This is a genomic window from Ureibacillus chungkukjangi (genome assembly GCF_044795995.1).
Taxonomy (GTDB): Bacteria; Bacillota; Bacilli; order Bacillales_A; family Planococcaceae; genus Ureibacillus; species Ureibacillus chungkukjangi.
On record NZ_CP085009.1, the window covers coordinates 2,548,103 to 2,564,303 of the forward strand.

At 36.0% G+C, this 16,201-nt stretch carries 17 protein-coding genes; 3 read left to right on the forward strand and 14 right to left on the reverse strand.

Translation table 11 applies throughout. The features are described from left to right. Nucleotides 1–28 precede the first annotated feature (28 nt). The 5 genes from tig to LG296_RS12675 all read right to left on the reverse strand — a co-directional run bounded on the left by tig (nt 29) and on the right by LG296_RS12675 (nt 5,047). Nucleotides 29–1,321, reverse strand: coding sequence for a trigger factor (gene tig / locus LG296_RS12655; RefSeq protein WP_251401364.1), 1,293 nt, complete (start codon nt 1,319–1,321; stop codon nt 29–31). 106 nt (nt 1,322–1,427) lie between these two features. Then, on the reverse strand, nt 1,428–2,435 hold the full coding sequence (locus tag LG296_RS12660) for a tetratricopeptide repeat protein (protein WP_404427001.1): 1,008 nt from the start codon (nt 2,433–2,435) through the stop codon (nt 1,428–1,430). A 343-nt stretch (nt 2,436–2,778) separates the two neighbouring features. Next, on the reverse strand, nt 2,779–3,660 hold the full coding sequence (locus LG296_RS12665) for an NAD-dependent epimerase/dehydratase family protein (RefSeq protein ID WP_404427002.1): 882 nt from the start codon (nt 3,658–3,660) through the stop codon (nt 2,779–2,781). A 19-nt stretch (nt 3,661–3,679) separates the two neighbouring features. Further along, nucleotides 3,680–4,729 carry a DUF4097 family beta strand repeat-containing protein gene (locus LG296_RS12670; protein WP_404427003.1) on the reverse strand — a complete coding sequence of 350 codons (1,050 nt, stop codon included), beginning with the start codon at nt 4,727–4,729 and terminating at the stop codon, nt 3,680–3,682. Next, nucleotides 4,730–5,047, reverse strand: a complete 318-nt coding sequence (locus LG296_RS12675) for a PadR family transcriptional regulator (protein ID WP_107934637.1) — start codon at nt 5,045–5,047, stop codon at nt 4,730–4,732. It lies immediately after the preceding gene. 219 nt (nt 5,048–5,266) lie between these two features. On the opposite strand from LG296_RS12675, the gene LG296_RS12680 reads away from it, so the two are divergent. The 3 genes from LG296_RS12680 to LG296_RS12690 all read left to right on the forward strand — a co-directional run bounded on the left by LG296_RS12680 (nt 5,267) and on the right by LG296_RS12690 (nt 7,260). Continuing rightward, the gene (locus tag LG296_RS12680) at nt 5,267–5,779 is read left to right on the forward strand and encodes a DUF3231 family protein (protein WP_107934638.1); all 513 of its coding nucleotides are present in this window, start codon (nt 5,267–5,269) and stop codon (nt 5,777–5,779) included. Between the two features lie 117 nt (nt 5,780–5,896). Continuing rightward, on the forward strand, nt 5,897–6,643 hold the full coding sequence (locus tag LG296_RS12685) for a glucose 1-dehydrogenase (RefSeq protein ID WP_251401357.1): 747 nt from the start codon (nt 5,897–5,899) through the stop codon (nt 6,641–6,643). A gap of 128 nt (nt 6,644–6,771) precedes the next feature. Then, the gene (locus LG296_RS12690; protein ID WP_107934640.1) at nt 6,772–7,260 is read left to right on the forward strand and encodes a hypothetical protein; all 489 of its coding nucleotides are present in this window, start codon (nt 6,772–6,774) and stop codon (nt 7,258–7,260) included. A 40-nt stretch (nt 7,261–7,300) separates the two neighbouring features. On the opposite strand, the gene LG296_RS12695 is transcribed toward LG296_RS12690, so the two are convergent. The 9 genes from LG296_RS12695 to LG296_RS12735 form a co-directional block, all read right to left on the reverse strand. Then, on the reverse strand, nt 7,301–7,942 hold the full coding sequence (locus LG296_RS12695; protein ID WP_107934641.1) for a hemolysin III family protein: 642 nt from the start codon (nt 7,940–7,942) through the stop codon (nt 7,301–7,303). A gap of 309 nt (nt 7,943–8,251) precedes the next feature. Then, the gene (locus tag LG296_RS12700) at nt 8,252–9,538 is read right to left on the reverse strand and encodes an OFA family MFS transporter (protein WP_251401351.1); all 1,287 of its coding nucleotides are present in this window, start codon (nt 9,536–9,538) and stop codon (nt 8,252–8,254) included. Between the two features lie 644 nt (nt 9,539–10,182). After that, nucleotides 10,183–10,605, reverse strand: a complete 423-nt coding sequence (locus LG296_RS12705) for a universal stress protein (protein ID WP_235867531.1) — start codon at nt 10,603–10,605, stop codon at nt 10,183–10,185. 96 nt (nt 10,606–10,701) lie between these two features. Beyond that, nucleotides 10,702–11,559, reverse strand: a complete 858-nt coding sequence (locus LG296_RS12710) for a hypothetical protein (protein ID WP_107934643.1) — start codon at nt 11,557–11,559, stop codon at nt 10,702–10,704. A 92-nt stretch (nt 11,560–11,651) separates the two neighbouring features. After that, nucleotides 11,652–12,473 carry a C40 family peptidase gene (locus LG296_RS12715; RefSeq protein ID WP_404427004.1) on the reverse strand — a complete coding sequence of 274 codons (822 nt, stop codon included), beginning with the start codon at nt 12,471–12,473 and terminating at the stop codon, nt 11,652–11,654. 7 nt (nt 12,474–12,480) lie between these two features. Continuing rightward, nucleotides 12,481–13,257 (reverse strand): serine hydrolase, encoded by a 777-nt coding sequence (locus tag LG296_RS12720; protein ID WP_404427005.1) that lies wholly within the window; start codon nt 13,255–13,257, stop codon nt 12,481–12,483. A 7-nt stretch (nt 13,258–13,264) separates the two neighbouring features. Beyond that, nucleotides 13,265–14,197: an LD-carboxypeptidase gene (locus tag LG296_RS12725; RefSeq protein WP_404427006.1), complete on the reverse strand. Its 933-nt coding sequence runs from the start codon at nt 14,195–14,197 to the stop codon at nt 13,265–13,267. A gap of 4 nt (nt 14,198–14,201) precedes the next feature. After that, entirely contained in the window at nt 14,202–15,143 is a 942-nt protein-coding gene (locus LG296_RS12730) for an oligopeptide/dipeptide ABC transporter ATP-binding protein (protein ID WP_404427007.1), read from the reverse strand. Beyond that, on the reverse strand, nt 15,136–16,194 hold the full coding sequence (locus tag LG296_RS12735; RefSeq protein ID WP_404427008.1) for an ABC transporter ATP-binding protein: 1,059 nt from the start codon (nt 16,192–16,194) through the stop codon (nt 15,136–15,138). The genes LG296_RS12730 and LG296_RS12735 overlap by 8 nt, the downstream gene beginning before the upstream one ends. Nucleotides 16,195–16,201: the final 7 nt, after the last annotated feature.

Here is a 16,201-nt window from a genome sequence, read left to right on the forward strand (position 1 = left end):
AAGCAATTGCTTGTCGAAAAAATGAAAATTATTCAGTAATTTTTGCATTCTCAACTAAGAATTCTACAGTTTTTTGAGTACGGATATCGTTCTCTAAAATTTCAGTAGTTCCACCTAATGCAGCTAAAATTTGGTCAGCTGTCATACCGAATTGACCAGACATTTTTTCTAATTCAGCTTTAATATCATCTTCAGTTACTTCGATATTTTCTGCTTTTGCAATAGCTTCTAAAACTAATGAAACGCGTACACGGTTTTCAGCTTCAGGACGCATTTGCTCATGTAAAGCATGCTCATCTTGACCAGAGAATTGGTAGTAAAGGTCTAAAGTCATACCTTGCATTTGTAAGCGTTGACCGAATTCGTCGATCATACGGTGAATTTCGTTGTGAGTCATGCTTTCAGGAATTTCGATTTCAGCATTTCCAGCAGCTTTTTCCACTAATTCATCACGTAATGCACTTTCAGCATCTGTTTTCTTTTGTTCAACAGTTTGTTCTTTGATTTTCGCGCGTAACGCTTCTAAAGATTCAACTTCTGGGTCGATTTCTTTAGCGAATTCGTCGTTTAACTCTGGAAGAACCTTTGTTTTAACTTCTTTAACAGTTACTTTGAATGTAGCTTCTTTACCAGCTAACTCTTCAGCATGGTATTCTTCTGGGAATGTTACTACTACATCCTTAGATTCACCAGCTTTTAAGCCTACTAATTGCTCTTCAAATCCTGGAATAAATGAACCAGAACCGATTTCTAATGCGTAGTCTTCGCCTTTACCGCCTTCGAATGCTTCTTCACCTAAGAAACCTTCGAAATCGATTGTAGTAGTGTCGCCAGTAACGATTGCTGCGTCTTCTTTAATTTCTAACTCAGCTTTACGAGCTAATTGCTCTTCAATTTGAGCTTCTACTTCTTCATCAGTTACTACTGTTTCAGCTTTTTTCACTTCTAAACCTTTGTAATCACCAAGTTTTGGTTCAGGTTTAACAGTAACTTTTGCTGTGAAAGTGAAGCCTTCACCTTTAGCGAAGTTTTCAGTTCCGTCGATTTCTGGGTAATCTACTGGAGTGATACCAGTTTCGTCAATTGCATTTGAGTATGCATCTGGAACTAGAATTTCTAAAGCATCTTGGTATAGAGCTTCTACACCAAAGCGTTTTTCGAACATTGGGCGTGGCATTTTACCTTTACGGAATCCAGGCACGTTGATTTCTTTTACTACTTTAGCAAAAGCTTTATCGATCGCTTTGTTTACTTCTTCAGCTGGTACGTCGATTGTTAATGTACCAATGTTACCTTCTTGTTTTTCCCATTTCGCTGACATATATAATACCTCCAAAATTAGTTTACAATTGTTAGACAAACCACTCGTATCTACGATTTTGACAACCATTTTAGTATAACATAGATACTGGTAGTTTCAACTTTTTTCATACTTCTTGTAGTTCTGTTAACTTTTCGAGAATCTGTAAAAACTCTACTAGTTCATAATCCATTTCCTGCACACTACCAAACATCGCTCTTACTAAATCAATATAACTAATTGCTACATCTTCAGTTTCATAATGCAGCCACTCAAATGGATAAGTAACTATTGCATGCTTAGAAAGTAAGTATTCTACCATTTCCAACGTTGATGGCTCTTTTTCTAATTTCTCTATTATAATCTTTGATACAGCGATAAACTGTGGCATTTTTGTTGGTAATTCCAATACAGTAGGGTTCACATACTTTTCTTGTTCAAACTTACTTATCTTTATATTAACGTCTACCTGCTGCTCCACAAGTAATATTAAGACAATACTTTTAATAAAAGGATGTGTTTCTTCATTTTCTATGATAGCCTTTAGCTGCTGTACGATCGGTCGAATATTCATAGTAGTTAATTCATGAACTAACGTAAGCTGTCTGTTCGGTGGAAGAGACAGAAATTTTTCAAGCTGGAATAAGTCCTCGTCAATTTCGTTCACGCTAGCAATTATATCTTCCTGTTTTTTAACATTGTCTGCAATATTTGAGTTTATATCTTTCAGTCGCTCGAATTTATCAATTTGCTCCTGAGGAATAGCCCCTTCCTCAAGTAAAGATGAAATGATACTTTCTACTTGTTTGTATTGCTTGAGCTGCATACAAATCGTTAAATATAATTCCATAACTTCCAAATACATCGTTGGTCCAATACTTAATAGTTCTTCACAAACCTTTTTAGCTTTTTCAAATGACTTTGTTTCATATAGTGAATAAGCATAAACACTTAATGTCACTTCATCGCCTTCAGTATATTTCAACGCTTCTTCAAAGCTGCTATTTGCTAAATCATATTGGTAGTTTTCAACATATTCATGGGCACGAGCAATTAATGTTTCAACTGTACCAGGAAATATTACGACATTTTTAAATGCTGTATACTTTTTTTGTTTCCTCTTCAAACGTCTCACTCCCGGATGTCAATTAGAAACCTTGGCATATCAATAGGACGAACAGCGATATGCCTTAGTTGCACTTTAGTGGATAGGAAGCTTTAAACCTCCACACATCCACAAATGAAAATATTACCAGTCAATCCATGTTATTTTATCATTTTATTTTCTATGCGAACAATCTATTTTAACTTATACAAGTATTAACCGTATTGTCCCGTTTTTAATCTAAGGTATAGAAGGGACTAAAGTCTCATATTTCAAGTCCTCAATGTACATAAATTATGAGTTAATAATTAAAAAAGCTACTTTTTAATAAAGAGTAACTCTTTACAAAAGTAGCACTAAGCTCATTCAATTTTTATTTTACTTGGGAAGACAAAGTTTTTATAAGGTCTGGTAGCCACGATTCTAATGGCTGACATGTAAAACCAGCTTCAATAGATTTGGCTTGAGTCATATACCAGTCTTTTGGAACAGCAAAAGGAGAACGGGACTCATCATCCCCAACTAGTGCAATTTTCGCTTTCTTCCCAACACTTCCTTCAATCATCTCCATTAATTCCTTTAATGAATAAGTGCCCGAAGAGGTTGCGTTATATGCTCCTACAATTTCCGAGAAACCTGCAAATTTTAAAAATTCACTTGCATCATCAGACAAGATATAAGACATTCGAGCATCCATATTTAAGAAGCTAATAGCCTTACCTTCTGCAGTTCTTTCGATATGGAAATGTAATCGTCTTGTATAATCATCTTCTCCTAAAACGATTGGAAAGCGAACTGCCACCACTTGAAAATTCGCCTTTTGGAAGAAGACCGCCTCTGCCAGTCGCTTACCTTCACCATATGAAAAATCATTTAAACCTCCGTAACGAATTTCATAATGGTAGGGATCAAACTCTCCCTCAGAAAGCTCAGCCCCTAAATCTGAGTAGGTAGACATAGTTGAAGTAAATACATATTTTTGGGTTTTACCTGCAAAGATCTCACACGCAGCCAAGGCATCATCAGGTGAGTAGCAAATATTATCGTAAATAATATCCCATTGAGTATCGGCAAAAGCTGATGCCAAATCACTCTTATTCGTGCGATCTACGATTTGCTGATTGACTTTTTCCCCAAAAGAATGTGCAGTTTTACCACGAGTTGCAATTGTCACGTCATGCCCCTCTTCCAGAAGTGTTTCAACAAGCTTTTTCCCAAAAAATCTTGTACCGCCAAATACCAATATCTTTTTCATACCGCTAATCCCCCTATCCCTATACTTCTTGAAGTACTGCGGTTTCAACTGTTATACGGCCATTATCCGTTTTAAAACGAATTGGAATCGTGCCATCACCAAATTGAAACTTCTTCCCTTTTTCCCCATAAACACTGATTCGACCGAAATCTGACTTAACGGATAAGGTGACATTATTTAATACCTCATCAGTTTTTAAAACAATGCTGCCATTATCTGTTTTCCATTGTAACGGTTTTGTCACTTGAGGAATATACCCTTCAATTCTACCATTATCAGTAGTTGCCCAAATTTCACCGCTTACTTCGTTAAGCTCGATTCGGCCATTATCTGTTGAAAGCTCAAATTTTTCCGATCTTGAATGATCCACACAAATTCTACCATTATCCGTTGTTGCAATAACGTTCGTGAAATTTGAATGATCCAAGACAATTCTTCCATTATCTGTTTTTGCCTTTAATGTGCTAGCCAATAAGGATTTTAAGTGAATTTTCCCGTGATCTGTTTTGAACTTCATGTGCTTCGCTTGTTGAGATTCTATTTCAATTTTCCCGTTATCACTCTCAACCTTCATTTGGTCATATAATTTTTGAGGCAGCTGTATCGATACATCGATTGTTTTCAACCCCATGCTTAGGTGAATGAAGAAAAATGACATGATGCTATCCTCACGTTTAACTCGAATTTTCAGCGTGTTATTAACCACTTCCATAGTAGCCTTTGTTTTTCCATCCTGATCCTTTACATTAATAATTGGTTTGTCACCCTCCGAAGGAACAATAGAAATATTCGCTTTGTCAGCCTTAATGTCTACATTATCAAAGCCTGTTTCAATAGCAGGAGTCATTTCAACATGAGAAACAAACTCTTCCTCTGAATAAGCAGCTAGCAGCTCCATCGCTAAGTCATGAATAGTACCAAACGATTCAACTATTTCTTCTTCCTTTTTACCTTCAGCTCTACCATTTGCAAAATACTCTTTAAAGTCACGCAAAATATCTTTTCGTTCGTCTTCCTTTAATAAAAACAATTCCTTTTCAAGTTCTTTTAGAAATTTCTCCTCAGACATTTAAATTTCCTCCCCCTGAATTAATTCGTTTACACCTTTACTAAAGTTCTGCCATTCTTCACGAAGTTCCTTTAAATTTTCTTTACCTAAAGCAGTGATTTGATAATATTTACGTGGTGGTCCTTCAGTTGATTCTTTTAAGTATGTTGTAAAATAACCTTCCGACGTGAGCCTTCTTAATAGTGGATAAACAGAGCCTTCCGAAATCTCAATCTGATTAGAAATAGCTTGAACGAGCTCATAGCCATACATATCTTGTTGGTCGACTAGAGCAAGGACACACAAATTTAATACACCCTTTTTAAATTGGACGTTCAAGTTAACCACCTCCTCCACTACTATTCATTGTACAGTAGTGTATCATAACGGTATTACTCATTGCAAGGTACTGAATAATATAAATTAACTAATTTACTACCTCCCTTTAGCTTCATCACTAAATTTCGAATAATATTTATGAGAATCTGAATAATAATCACTTTCTTGACTACTCTAGTTTTTGTAACACCATTACTATTTAATTAAGGGAGTGTTTTTTTGGGTATTTTAAGTAGAAACCCTAAAGAAGAGCCACTACATTACGGAGAAATATTCACAATATGGTCGAACGTTCTAACTAATAACGGCATGATCGCTATGTATCAAACTTTATATAATCATACTGGTGACCGCGAACTTGCCAAGATAGTTGAAGAATCAATCAATGGGATGGAAGAAGAAAACAAGCAATTAAAAGAAACGCTAAAATTAAATGGAATCGGGCTTCCTCCAGCACCACCTGAGCGCCCTAACGCAAGACTTGAAGATATCCCAGTAGGGGCACGATATAATGACCCTGAAATAAGCGCAATTATCTCTGGGAACGTTGCCGCAGGTCTAGTGGCATGCAGTAAGGCGATGGGGACATGCACTCGTGAAGATATCGCCATGATGTATGGTCAATTCCATATTGCTAAAGCTCAGCTTGGCGCTAGGTTATTACGATTAAATAAAGCAAAGGGATGGTTAGTTCCTCCACCTCTTCACCTTGCTCCACATGACGAAAGATAACTTTCAAAAATAGTGGTTGCCTTATGCAGTCAACCACTTTACTTTGTTAAATGATTTTATGTTATTTTATTTATTACATAGGGTAAACGATTAGAAAACAAAAATGGAGGGGTTTAGATGTTTGAAAACAAAACAGTCATTGTAACTGGAGCTTCTCAGGGCATCGGAAAAGAAGTTGCCACCCAATACGCCCGTGCTGGGGCATCCGTCGTTCTAGCAGACATTAACGAACAATCAGGTTACTCCGTTGCCTCCGAGTTAGCTAAAGAAGGTCTAAACGTTTTATTTGTTCCAACAGATGTACGTAAAGAGCAAGATGTCATCCAACTAATGACCAGTACTATCGAACAATATAAAACAATTGATATTCTTATTAATAATGCAGGAATCTATAAACCAATTTCGCCTTATGATCTTTCAATGGATATCTTTGATGATATCATCAATACAAATTTAAGAAGTGTATTTATGTGCTCAAGAGAAGCTGCAAAGTTTATGAGATTAAATGCAAAAGGTGGAGCAATAGTATCAATGGCTTCAACGCGTGCTTTCATGTCCGAAGCCAACTCAGAATCCTATGCAGCAACAAAAGGTGGCATCGTAGCTCTTACACACGCACTGGCAAGCTCGCTTGGACCAGACTCAATACGAGTGAATTGCATTTCCCCTGGATGGATTGAAACTAGTGATTACGCTTCTTTACGAGAAGTTGACCATCTTCAGCATTTTTCAGGTCGTGTCGGCAAACCTGAGGATATTGCACGAGCATGCTTTTATTTAACTGACGAAAAAAATGATTTTGTTACTGGAATCAATTTGACTGTTGATGGTGGGATGACAAAGAAAATGATATATGAAGAATAAGTAAAAAAACGACTAACTAGGATGCCCAAGGTTAGTCGTTTTTTTTCGTTTCTATATTTTTCAATAGCAACAAATTACTTAAGCGCATATATTACAAATAGCTTATTACGGGAAAGGAGTTAACGAACATGAATCCTTCCAAAACTAATTATTCAAAACCAAAAATCTATCTCAACCCACAGCAAGATAACAGAGGAAATCAAAACTCCTATAACATTTCTTATCTAGATGAAAAAATCCGTTCAGATTTAAATCTAATCTTAGAAAAACAAGCAGTACTCGAACAATCTCTTATCAAATTCCATCAAGTGATCAATAATCTTATGTTAAATACAAAACACTCAACAAATCTTTTAAGCAGTCATTTAAAGATGCTTCAAAACACAATGATTGAACTGATGAATAAGCCCATTCAAAATGAAGAATTCCTAAAACTCATGAGAAAAACGGTGCCCTCTAAAAACATTAAAAAAATCTATGTAAATGGCTCACCCATTGAAGTAAGTGCAGTTCTTGATTTCCACGAAAGGAAAAACTCAGTAACCTTTTTAACACCAGATAATCATACTCTTGTGGTGGATATAACTCAGATTAACGGCTTTGAAATACAACAATAAAAACCTGTACAGTTCTCAAGTAGAGTTGTACAGGTTTGTTTTACATATACAAGTAAATAGTAAGATACATAAATAGACTACCACCCATAACAAACACATGCCAAATCGCATGATTGTACGGGATTTTTTTATTTTTATAAAAGTAAGTTCCTATTGTATAGCTTAATCCTCCTGCCACTAGCAGCAGTAATCCATCCATTGTGATAAATTCAAGCATTGGTTTATAAAAGATTATGGCTAACCAGCCCATCCCTAAATAAACAAATAATGATAATCTCTCAAAGCGATGCACAAAGTACATTTTAAAGAGAATTCCAAAGAACGCTAATCCCCATTCAACGAAAAAGATTGTCCACCCTATCTTACCGCCAATTGCGATTAAAGCAACAGGTGTATATGTCCCAGCAATCATAAGAAAAATCGAGCTATGATCCAGCTTTTTTAACAAGCTTTTATGAGTTGGCCAGGCGTGATAAATAGTTGAGGCAGCATATAGGCAGAACATAGAAATTCCAAAAATAATGTAGCTAACAAGTTCAATCGTCGATCCTTCTAACCGAGCTTTTTGAACTAAAAGTAAAGTAGCCGGTATTGCGAGCAGCGCTCCAATTCCATGACTTAAGGAATTCAAAAATTCTTCCTTTTTACTATACCCACTTTGAACAGCTGTTAATTGTGCCATTTTCTTCACCTCTTGCTAATATTATTCCATAATGATTCAAATTAGGGAGAGTTAGTTGTAATAAATATCAAATGATATTTGTCATAGAATGTGACGAATCGTTATTTTTATAATGAAACATACATGAGAAATAATGCAATAAATTGCTCCTTTTAGTCAAAAAATTTCAAAGATATAGCAAGTCAAGTTGACGCGAATTGGAAATTATATTACAGTTCATTAAAATCACTATAAGCTTAAATAAAAAAAATACCGAATAAGGACATTTGCGAGAATGTCTCATATTCGGCAGTTTAATTTACTTCAAATTTATGGAGTTGTTGTTGTTGTTGAAAGATCTCCAACTGATTCTTTTTTAGTTTGTTCCAGAATTCTTTTCTGTTTATTTACATCTGCTCGTAGGAATAGTGAAATAAGTAGAGAAATCGCGATTAATGCTGTAAACAGGTAAAATACTGGAATATAGCTATCGTACATATTTTTAACAGTACTTACGATAATCGGACCAAAAACCCCACCTAGAGACCAAGTTGTTAATAAGTAACCGTGAATTACACCAAGTTGCTTTGTTCCAAATAAATCACTTGCATATGCAGGTAGGTTTGAGAAACCTCCTCCATAACAGCTAACTACTAAGAAGATAAATACTTGGAAGATGATAACATTTGTTGTAAATGGTAATACAGCAAAAGTGATTAATTGGATTGTAAAGAATATAACGAAAATATTTGTACGTCCAATATAGTCAGAAAGTGCTGCCCATAGTAATCGGCCACCACCATTGAATAGTCCCATTACACCAACCATTGTTGCAGCTGCTGCTACAGATAGCCCTACAATCTCTTGAGCCATTGGTGATGCAACAGAAATCATCATAATACCAGCTGTTACGTTTACTAAGTGCATAGACCAAAGCATCCAGAACCGTCTTGTTTTAACAGCTTCTTTTGCTGACATTTGAGCTAAATCCTGCTTAATTTTCTTCTCGCCAGATTCCGTTGCCTTCTTCATTCCTTCAGGCATATATCCTTTAGCTGGAGGAGCAATATAAGAAGCACCTAAAATCATTAAGATGAAATAGCTTATTCCTAAAATAAAGTATGTAGATGAAATACCTACACCCTCCATTAAGTTTGCTGCTACTGGAGCAGTAATTAAAGCACCAGAACCAAATCCTAATACAGCCATCCCTGTTGCTAATCCACGACGATCAGGGAACCATTTTACTAAAGTCGATACCGGAGCAATATACCCGATACCCATACCTAGACCACTTAAAACTCCATAAGTTAACCAATATAGTATAACTGAGTCCATTTGTATCGCTAAACCAGCACCTGCTTGTCCTGCTCCGAATAATACGGCAGCAACCATCGCTGATTTTCTTGGACCTAATTTTTCTACTAAACTACCAAATAGTGCTGCTGCAAAACCAGCAAGCCCCATCATTATTGTAAAGGCTACAGTTACGTTTGTTTCACTCCATCCCATTTCCGTTACGATTGGAAGCTTATAAACACTATAAGCATAAGCTCCTCCGATTGATAAATGAATTGCAATGGCAGAAAGAGCGATTAACCATCGATTTTTCTTCATAATTCTCTTTTAGCCCCTTTCTTTGTAAATGTGATAAAGTTGTGAACAACTCTTTATCTCAAGATAACATTTACAAAATATGAAATGCAATAGTTTTTTGAAAAAAATTATTTGTGTAAAAGAGATTATTTCTGCATTTCGTAGAAAATTTGAAGTTAAACGCAAATTTCTATCTTATTTATTGTAGAAGAAATTACTTACAATTGCTTTTACCCTATAATTGAATGACTGTAACATGATTCTTGTTATAAAACAGCAAGATATTAAGGTATTATGCTATTTACAGAGCATTTGATACAGCGAGTAAAAAGTATTTAATTGCTTTAAAAAGAAAATTGTATACATTTTGTAGAATAAACATTATATACAAAGTTGAAATTTGAAACTTTAAATAAATTTAGTAGCTCTACCCTTTACTCCTATTACATAATAGTTATTTACTATATCAGAATAACTTTACATGTTAAAATTTCACAAAATAATATTATTTCGTTATTATTTAGAATTTACATACATAAAAGAGAAAATTTTAAATTTAGATTTAAAAATATAGCGTACTTCTTTCATTGATTAAACAAAAAAAACATCCATTTTCAGAATAAATGGATGTTTTTTTAAAATTAGCTTAAACGATTTAGTATAAATTATCGTACAAGTTGTATGTCACATGTTGCAGAACGGACTATTTTTTCTGCAACGGAGCCGATGAGCATTTTTTCTAGGTTTGTATTACCTGTTGCTCCGCAAATAAGTAATTCAACTCCTGGAAGCTCTGTTAAAATTTCCTTTGGAGAGCCTTCTTTAATGACTACCTCAACTACAGGAATTCCCGCAGCAGCAACCTGATTTTTAAGCTGATCCATCTTGGTCATACTCTCTTCCTTAAGCTGTTCAGCGTAATTTAAGTCATAGGCTGCAATTGAGCCAAATGATTCCGTATCAATGACATTTATTAATTGAACGGTCGCATCATTGTCCTTCGCCACAAGTATTGCTCGATCTAGTGCTTTCATTGACTGCTTTGAGAAATCAATTGCTACGGCAATTTTTTGATAATGCTTAATCATAATTGTCCTCCAATATTGTCATTACTTCATAGTACCCATAATTTTTTAAAACAAACGAAAACTATACAAATTGAAGTCACTAGCAGAATAGATATACTAACTTAAAGCTACTGCTTTAAGCTTTCTAGCCAAATTGTACATATCTTCCCCATCCACTTTAAAGTCTGTGCCCATCGAAACATATAACTCGTATTTACCATCCTTCGTAAACTGAACTTCTCCAACTCCAATAAAAGTAACGGCTTTCAAATGACTCATCCATTCTTTAATCGCCCAAAATTTATTCACATAGCTTTTATTTAAAGGATCTGTTTTAAAATGCTCCATAAAGACAATCGCGATTTCCTCGTTTTGATAGCCCACAATAAGCTCAGCGGTAGATTCAAGCAATTCAATATCCTTTATAAAGCCTTTTATAATTCGGTTTTTACCGATATCGGAAGGACTAATCTCATGAACAAATCTTGAAAGCAACTTTTTTCCTTTCGTTTTCGTAAAGTCTTCATCAATCGCTCCACCAAAAAGTGTCATTTGCGCTGTTTCTGATGCATTCGTTTTTACTTTACGGTGACTATTATTTTTAATCTCTTCAGAATTCCGTTCAAGTATTGGCCCATTGATTTCATCTATCATCATAGATTTGTAGGCTCTCATTAACGCACTCTGTTTATGCCTCTTGCTAATATTAACCTCTAATTTTATGTCCTTGCTTCCAATTTGCTGTATACCATCACGCTCTAAATTATATGGGCAGGTTGGAGAATGATTACTATATCTCCACGTTTTATAATGCCCTTTCTTTCCACTACTATAAGATAATTTTGCAGAACAATGCTCCGTAGGACAAAATAACTTCCCCTTAAAAGCAGCAATATATTTCTTCTTTGTCATTTGTCCAATTGGAATCAGCTTAATATCATCTTCTGTTATCAGTTTCGCTTTAGAAATTCTCACAAAAATATCTCCTATAACTTCAGATTTGAGGAGCAAATTTATAAAAAAGCACACCATCTTTTTTCACTTTGATGATGTGCTTCTAGCTGTCATTATTTTGCAGGAAATAAACTTCCAACCGCTGTAATTGTTGTGGCTAAATCTTCCCTATAATTTATATGATTTTTATTTAAACTATTAATACTTACTTCATTTCCGCCAAGAGACGAATGGACATATAAATCATCGCCCATATACATAGCAATATGCCCCGGGAAGTAGAGAAGATCACCTTTTTGAATATGCTCGATGTTGATTTCTTTAATTGGGAAGCGATCGACAATTTTGGCATCTCGATAAATCACAACACCATTTAGCATATACGCCATCGAACAGAGCCCTGAACAATCAATGCCTAAAGGAGATTTCCCACCCCATCGGTAAGGTGTAGTAAGATAGCTTAAAGCCGTTTGTACGACTCTGTTTCGAAAATCCTCCTCCAAAACGCCATTAAATTCAAGCTTTTCCCCAATCCATTGACTACGTGTATATCCTACTTCACCAGTTGCTAATTGAATCATGGACCATTCTTTATTTATTTTTTCATTTGGCAACACTTTGATAATTGAGCCACGTACAAGTGTTGCTAGCTTACTACTTTGTATTTTCGGCTTCAGTAGTATATCTGCAAAGCCTTGGTAAATGATACTTGCTGCTTCCTTCTGCCAAGTATCTACCTTTTGAGGATCAAATAATAAATCCTCTATTCTACAAAAGCCTTCATATTGATATGGTGTTTTCACATAGACCCAATCATTTTCTCGTTGCTTTACTATTTCTACAACCATGCCATATAATCCTTCATCAATCAGTTCCGATTTTGAGTTAGGCTCTGCATGTAAATTAGCAACCTTCGATTTAATAATAGCTTTCATAAAAAAACTAAGCCTCCTTACTGAAATGATCATATACAATCTTAGAAAGCTTCCCTATAAAACTCTTCGCTTCTTCAGTATTTGTGTGATCAGTGACAAAAACACCAATTATATAAGGCCTCTTCTTAGAAAAAAAGATACCTATATCGTGCTCCACTGTCTCAAGGCTGCCTGTTTTGTGAGCTACTTTCACATCGTCAGCAATATACCTTTTTAATGAATCTTGAATGCGTTGTCGACTTAATATATCACTCGCTAACTCGCTAGATTTTTTTGACAGTAGGTCCTGACGATAAATAGCCTCAAAGAGAAAGGCCATTTCTCTAGCAGTTGTTAAATTATCAAAGCCCTTTTCTAGCTGTTCAAAATCCATCATTTTTCGTTGAATTGTCGTATTTTTCAATCCAATCTTTTTAAAATAATGATTTAAATTTTCCATACCCCAAAAATCAATAAGAACATTTGTCGCCGTGTTGTCGCTTGTAATAATCATCCATACTAATAATTCATACAAGGACGCTTCGCTTACTTCCAGTTCTGATAGTACGCTAAAATCAACTCGATTTTCTTCAGCAATTTTAACAATTTGATGTATTGATTCATTTTTATTTTCAAGGAATTCCAGCACCGCTACTAGAATAGGAACCTTTATCAAGCTTGCGCTGGAGAATACATCATCAATATCCTTTGTAAATAGAAATTGATTAGGTTCCGCACAATCCTTCACAACCAGCTTAACCTTGTAGGGTACCTGTTCGATTAAATCCTGAAGATTCTTTTCCATTATATGACTATTCAATAACTTCAATTGTTTTTGTTTCAGTATCAAAGGCAATTGTTCTACCTAGAGGCAGTGACATCGTTGGTAAGCAATGTCCACAGGCAACATCCATTAAAATCGGCTTATTTAATGGGACCAAAATCTCTTCAAAAATCGTTTGTAGTCTCAAGCTATGCTCTGGACGTTTTGGATTTTGTGGACCGCAATTTGTCCATGCACCAAGTAAAATGCCCGCCACATCATCTAACTTACCTGATAACTTAAGCTGAGTAAGCATACGGTCTATGCTACGTTCATACTCATCAATATCCTCTAAGAATAGAATTTTCCCCTTTGTATCAATCTCGTATGGTGTTCCAAGGGAAGCTGTTACTAAAGTTAGGTTTCCACCTATAAGCTGACCTGTTGCTTTTCCAGGTACAAGTGAAGACATCTCTTTATTTGTTGGATTGGCTAAATAATAATTAGATTCTTTTGTCAGAGTAATACTTTCCAGAAAGGAGGACCATGTGTATTCATCCATTTCTGGTTTAATGAATTCTGTAGATGGCATTGGTGTATGGTAGGTTACTAAATCACATAACTGATTAAAGGCAATATGCAGTGCAGTCACATCACTATATCCAGCGAATACCTTGGGATTATCTCTAATCATCTCATAATCTAGTAAAGGTAAGATTTTTGTAGCTCCATAGCCTCCTCGAATGCTAAAGATTCCATCAATAGAAGCATCACGGAACATTCGATTCACGTCATTTGCTCGAAGCTCGTCAGTCCCCGCTAAATAACCATGCCTTTTGTAACATGAATCTCCTACAACCACATTAAATCCAAGCTTTTCTACAGCTTCAATAGCCTGAGGCAAACTTTCCCGCGGAGTGGCACTAGAAGCGCCAATCAGACCGATAGTATCTCCCTTTTTTAACGCTTTTGGAATTTTCATTCTGTCACACTCCTATTGTAGTTCGCTTACGGTACACCGCAATTTCTTCTTCATTGGCAAGTACAAAATGCCCCTCCTCGATTTCTACAAAAGATGGAGGATTCTTCATATAGTCATGAAGCTTGGGGTCGTAAACTTCAATCGTTTTGGCACGTTCTTTATAAGGATTTGGCTCAGGCACAGCAGAAATAAGCGCTCTTGTATAAGGATGGATAGGATTTGAAAATATCTTTTCTGTATCAGCCAGTTCAACAATTTCTCCCTTATAAATAACCGCTGTGCGATCTGTAATGAAACGAACTATCGATAAATCATGTGCGATAAATAAATACGTTAAATCATTTTGTTTTTGTAAATTCGATAATAGATTCAGCACCTGTGCCCGAATCGATACATCCAGGGCTGAAATCGGCTCATCCGCAATAACAAATTCCGGCTCCAAGACTAAAGCGCGGGCAATACCAATTCTTTGCCGTTGACCACCTGAGAATTCATGAGGAAAACGACTTGCAAACTCCGGAAGTAACCCTACCTCTAACAAGGCATTTCGAACCTTTTCCAAACGATCCGCCTCATTTTTGTATTTTTTCGTATTTACTAAGCCTTCTGAAATAATATAGTCAACCTTTGCCCGTTCATTTAAGGAGGCCATTGGATCCTGAAAAATCATTTGGATTTTTTGCGTAATTTCTCTATCCCAATCCTTCGAAATCTTCCCGCTAATTGGCTTGCCCTTAAATAGAATTTCTCCGCCTGTTACTTCATTGATACGCATTATGGCACGACCGATTGTTGTTTTACCAGAACCCGACTCTCCCACAAGACCAAATGTTTCACCCTTATAAATATTGAAGCTTACATCACTTATCGCCTGATATCTATTTTTCCCTTTTCCAAAGGTAACATTTAAATTCTTTACTTCTAGCAATACTTCTCTATTAATCATGAGCGTATCGTCTCCCCTCTTCAAAGAATTCCTGCAGACTTAGCGGAGGCTCTACCTTTGGTGCATCTGAATGTAAGAGCCACGTTTTAGCAAAGTGCGTATCTGTGACCTTAAAGAAAGGCGGACGTTCAACAAAATCGATGTTTAATGCAAATGGATTACGAGGTGCAAAGGCATCTCCCTTGATTTCCTTAAAAAGATTAGGCGGTGTTCCTTTAATCGAATATAATTCTTCCCCCTTAGCCCCTAATTGCGGCAAGGATGATAGGAGAGCCCATGTATAAGGGTGTTTTCCATCGAAGAATACTTCATGGGTTTTGCCAACTTCGATAATCTCTCCTGCATACATTACAGCAATACGATCAGCTACCTTTGCAACAACCCCTAAATCATGGGTAATATAGATAGTTGTTAGTCCATACTTTTCTTGTAGATTTTTTAATAGCTGCAAAATTTGTGCTTGAATCGTTACATCCAAGGCAGTTGTAGGCTCATCACAGATAAGTATTTTGGGATTACACGCTATGGCTATGGCAATAACAATCCTTTGTCTCATCCCGCCAGAGAACTCATGGGGATATTGCTTATAGCGTTTTTCCACATCATGAATCCCTACATCTGTAAGTAGCTTTAAGGTTTGGTCATATGCAGACTTACCCTTTAACCCTTGATGTAGGACAACACACTCTTCAATCTGTTTTCCAACTGTTTTTAAAGGATTAAGAGAAGTCATTGGGTCTTGTGTAACCATCGCAATTTCCTTACCTCGAATTTTCAGCCAATCCTTCTCAGTACTAAATTTCGCTAAGTCATAATCTTTATAAAGGATTTCCCCTTGATCTATAAAGCCATTCTTATCTAGTAAACCCATTATAGATTTCACGAGGACAGACTTACCCGAGCCCGACTCACCTACTATTGCCAGACTTTCACCTTTATAAAGATCAAGAGAAATATCACGAATTGCTGTAAGTACTTGGCCACGTAGTTTAAACTTAATGATTATATTTTGAATCGATAAAATGCGAGACTTTCCGTTGCTGTCTACCATCGTCATC

What these genes read in the sequence shown, in the direction of transcription:
- LG296_RS12685 (WP_251401357.1), top strand. Translation starts at nt 5,897, where the DNA reads ATGTTTGAAAACAAAACAGTCATTGTAACTGGAGCTTCTCAGGGCATC.
- LG296_RS12695 (WP_107934641.1), bottom strand. Translation starts at nt 7,942, where the DNA reads ATGGCACAATTAACAGCTGTTCAAAGTGGGTATAGTAAAAAGGAAGAA.
- LG296_RS12720 (WP_404427005.1), bottom strand. Translation starts at nt 13,257, where the DNA reads ATGGAAAAGAATCTTCAGGATTTAATCGAACAGGTACCCTACAAGGTT.
- LG296_RS12690 (WP_107934640.1), top strand. Translation starts at nt 6,772, where the DNA reads ATGAATCCTTCCAAAACTAATTATTCAAAACCAAAAATCTATCTCAAC.
- LG296_RS12700 (WP_251401351.1), bottom strand. Translation starts at nt 9,538, where the DNA reads ATGAAGAAAAATCGATGGTTAATCGCTCTTTCTGCCATTGCAATTCAT.
- LG296_RS12670 (WP_404427003.1), bottom strand. Translation starts at nt 4,729, where the DNA reads ATGTCTGAGGAGAAATTTCTAAAAGAACTTGAAAAGGAATTGTTTTTA.
- LG296_RS12735 (WP_404427008.1), bottom strand. Translation starts at nt 16,194, where the DNA reads ATGGTAGACAGCAACGGAAAGTCTCGCATTTTATCGATTCAAAATATA.
- LG296_RS12730 (WP_404427007.1), bottom strand. Translation starts at nt 15,143, where the DNA reads ATGATTAATAGAGAAGTATTGCTAGAAGTAAAGAATTTAAATGTTACC.
- LG296_RS12705 (WP_235867531.1), bottom strand. Translation starts at nt 10,605, where the DNA reads ATGATTAAGCATTATCAAAAAATTGCCGTAGCAATTGATTTCTCAAAG.
- tig (WP_251401364.1), bottom strand. Translation starts at nt 1,321, where the DNA reads ATGTCAGCGAAATGGGAAAAACAAGAAGGTAACATTGGTACATTAACA.
- LG296_RS12715 (WP_404427004.1), bottom strand. Translation starts at nt 12,473, where the DNA reads ATGAAAGCTATTATTAAATCGAAGGTTGCTAATTTACATGCAGAGCCT.
- LG296_RS12665 (WP_404427002.1), bottom strand. Translation starts at nt 3,660, where the DNA reads ATGAAAAAGATATTGGTATTTGGCGGTACAAGATTTTTTGGGAAAAAG.
- LG296_RS12725 (WP_404427006.1), bottom strand. Translation starts at nt 14,197, where the DNA reads ATGAAAATTCCAAAAGCGTTAAAAAAGGGAGATACTATCGGTCTGATT.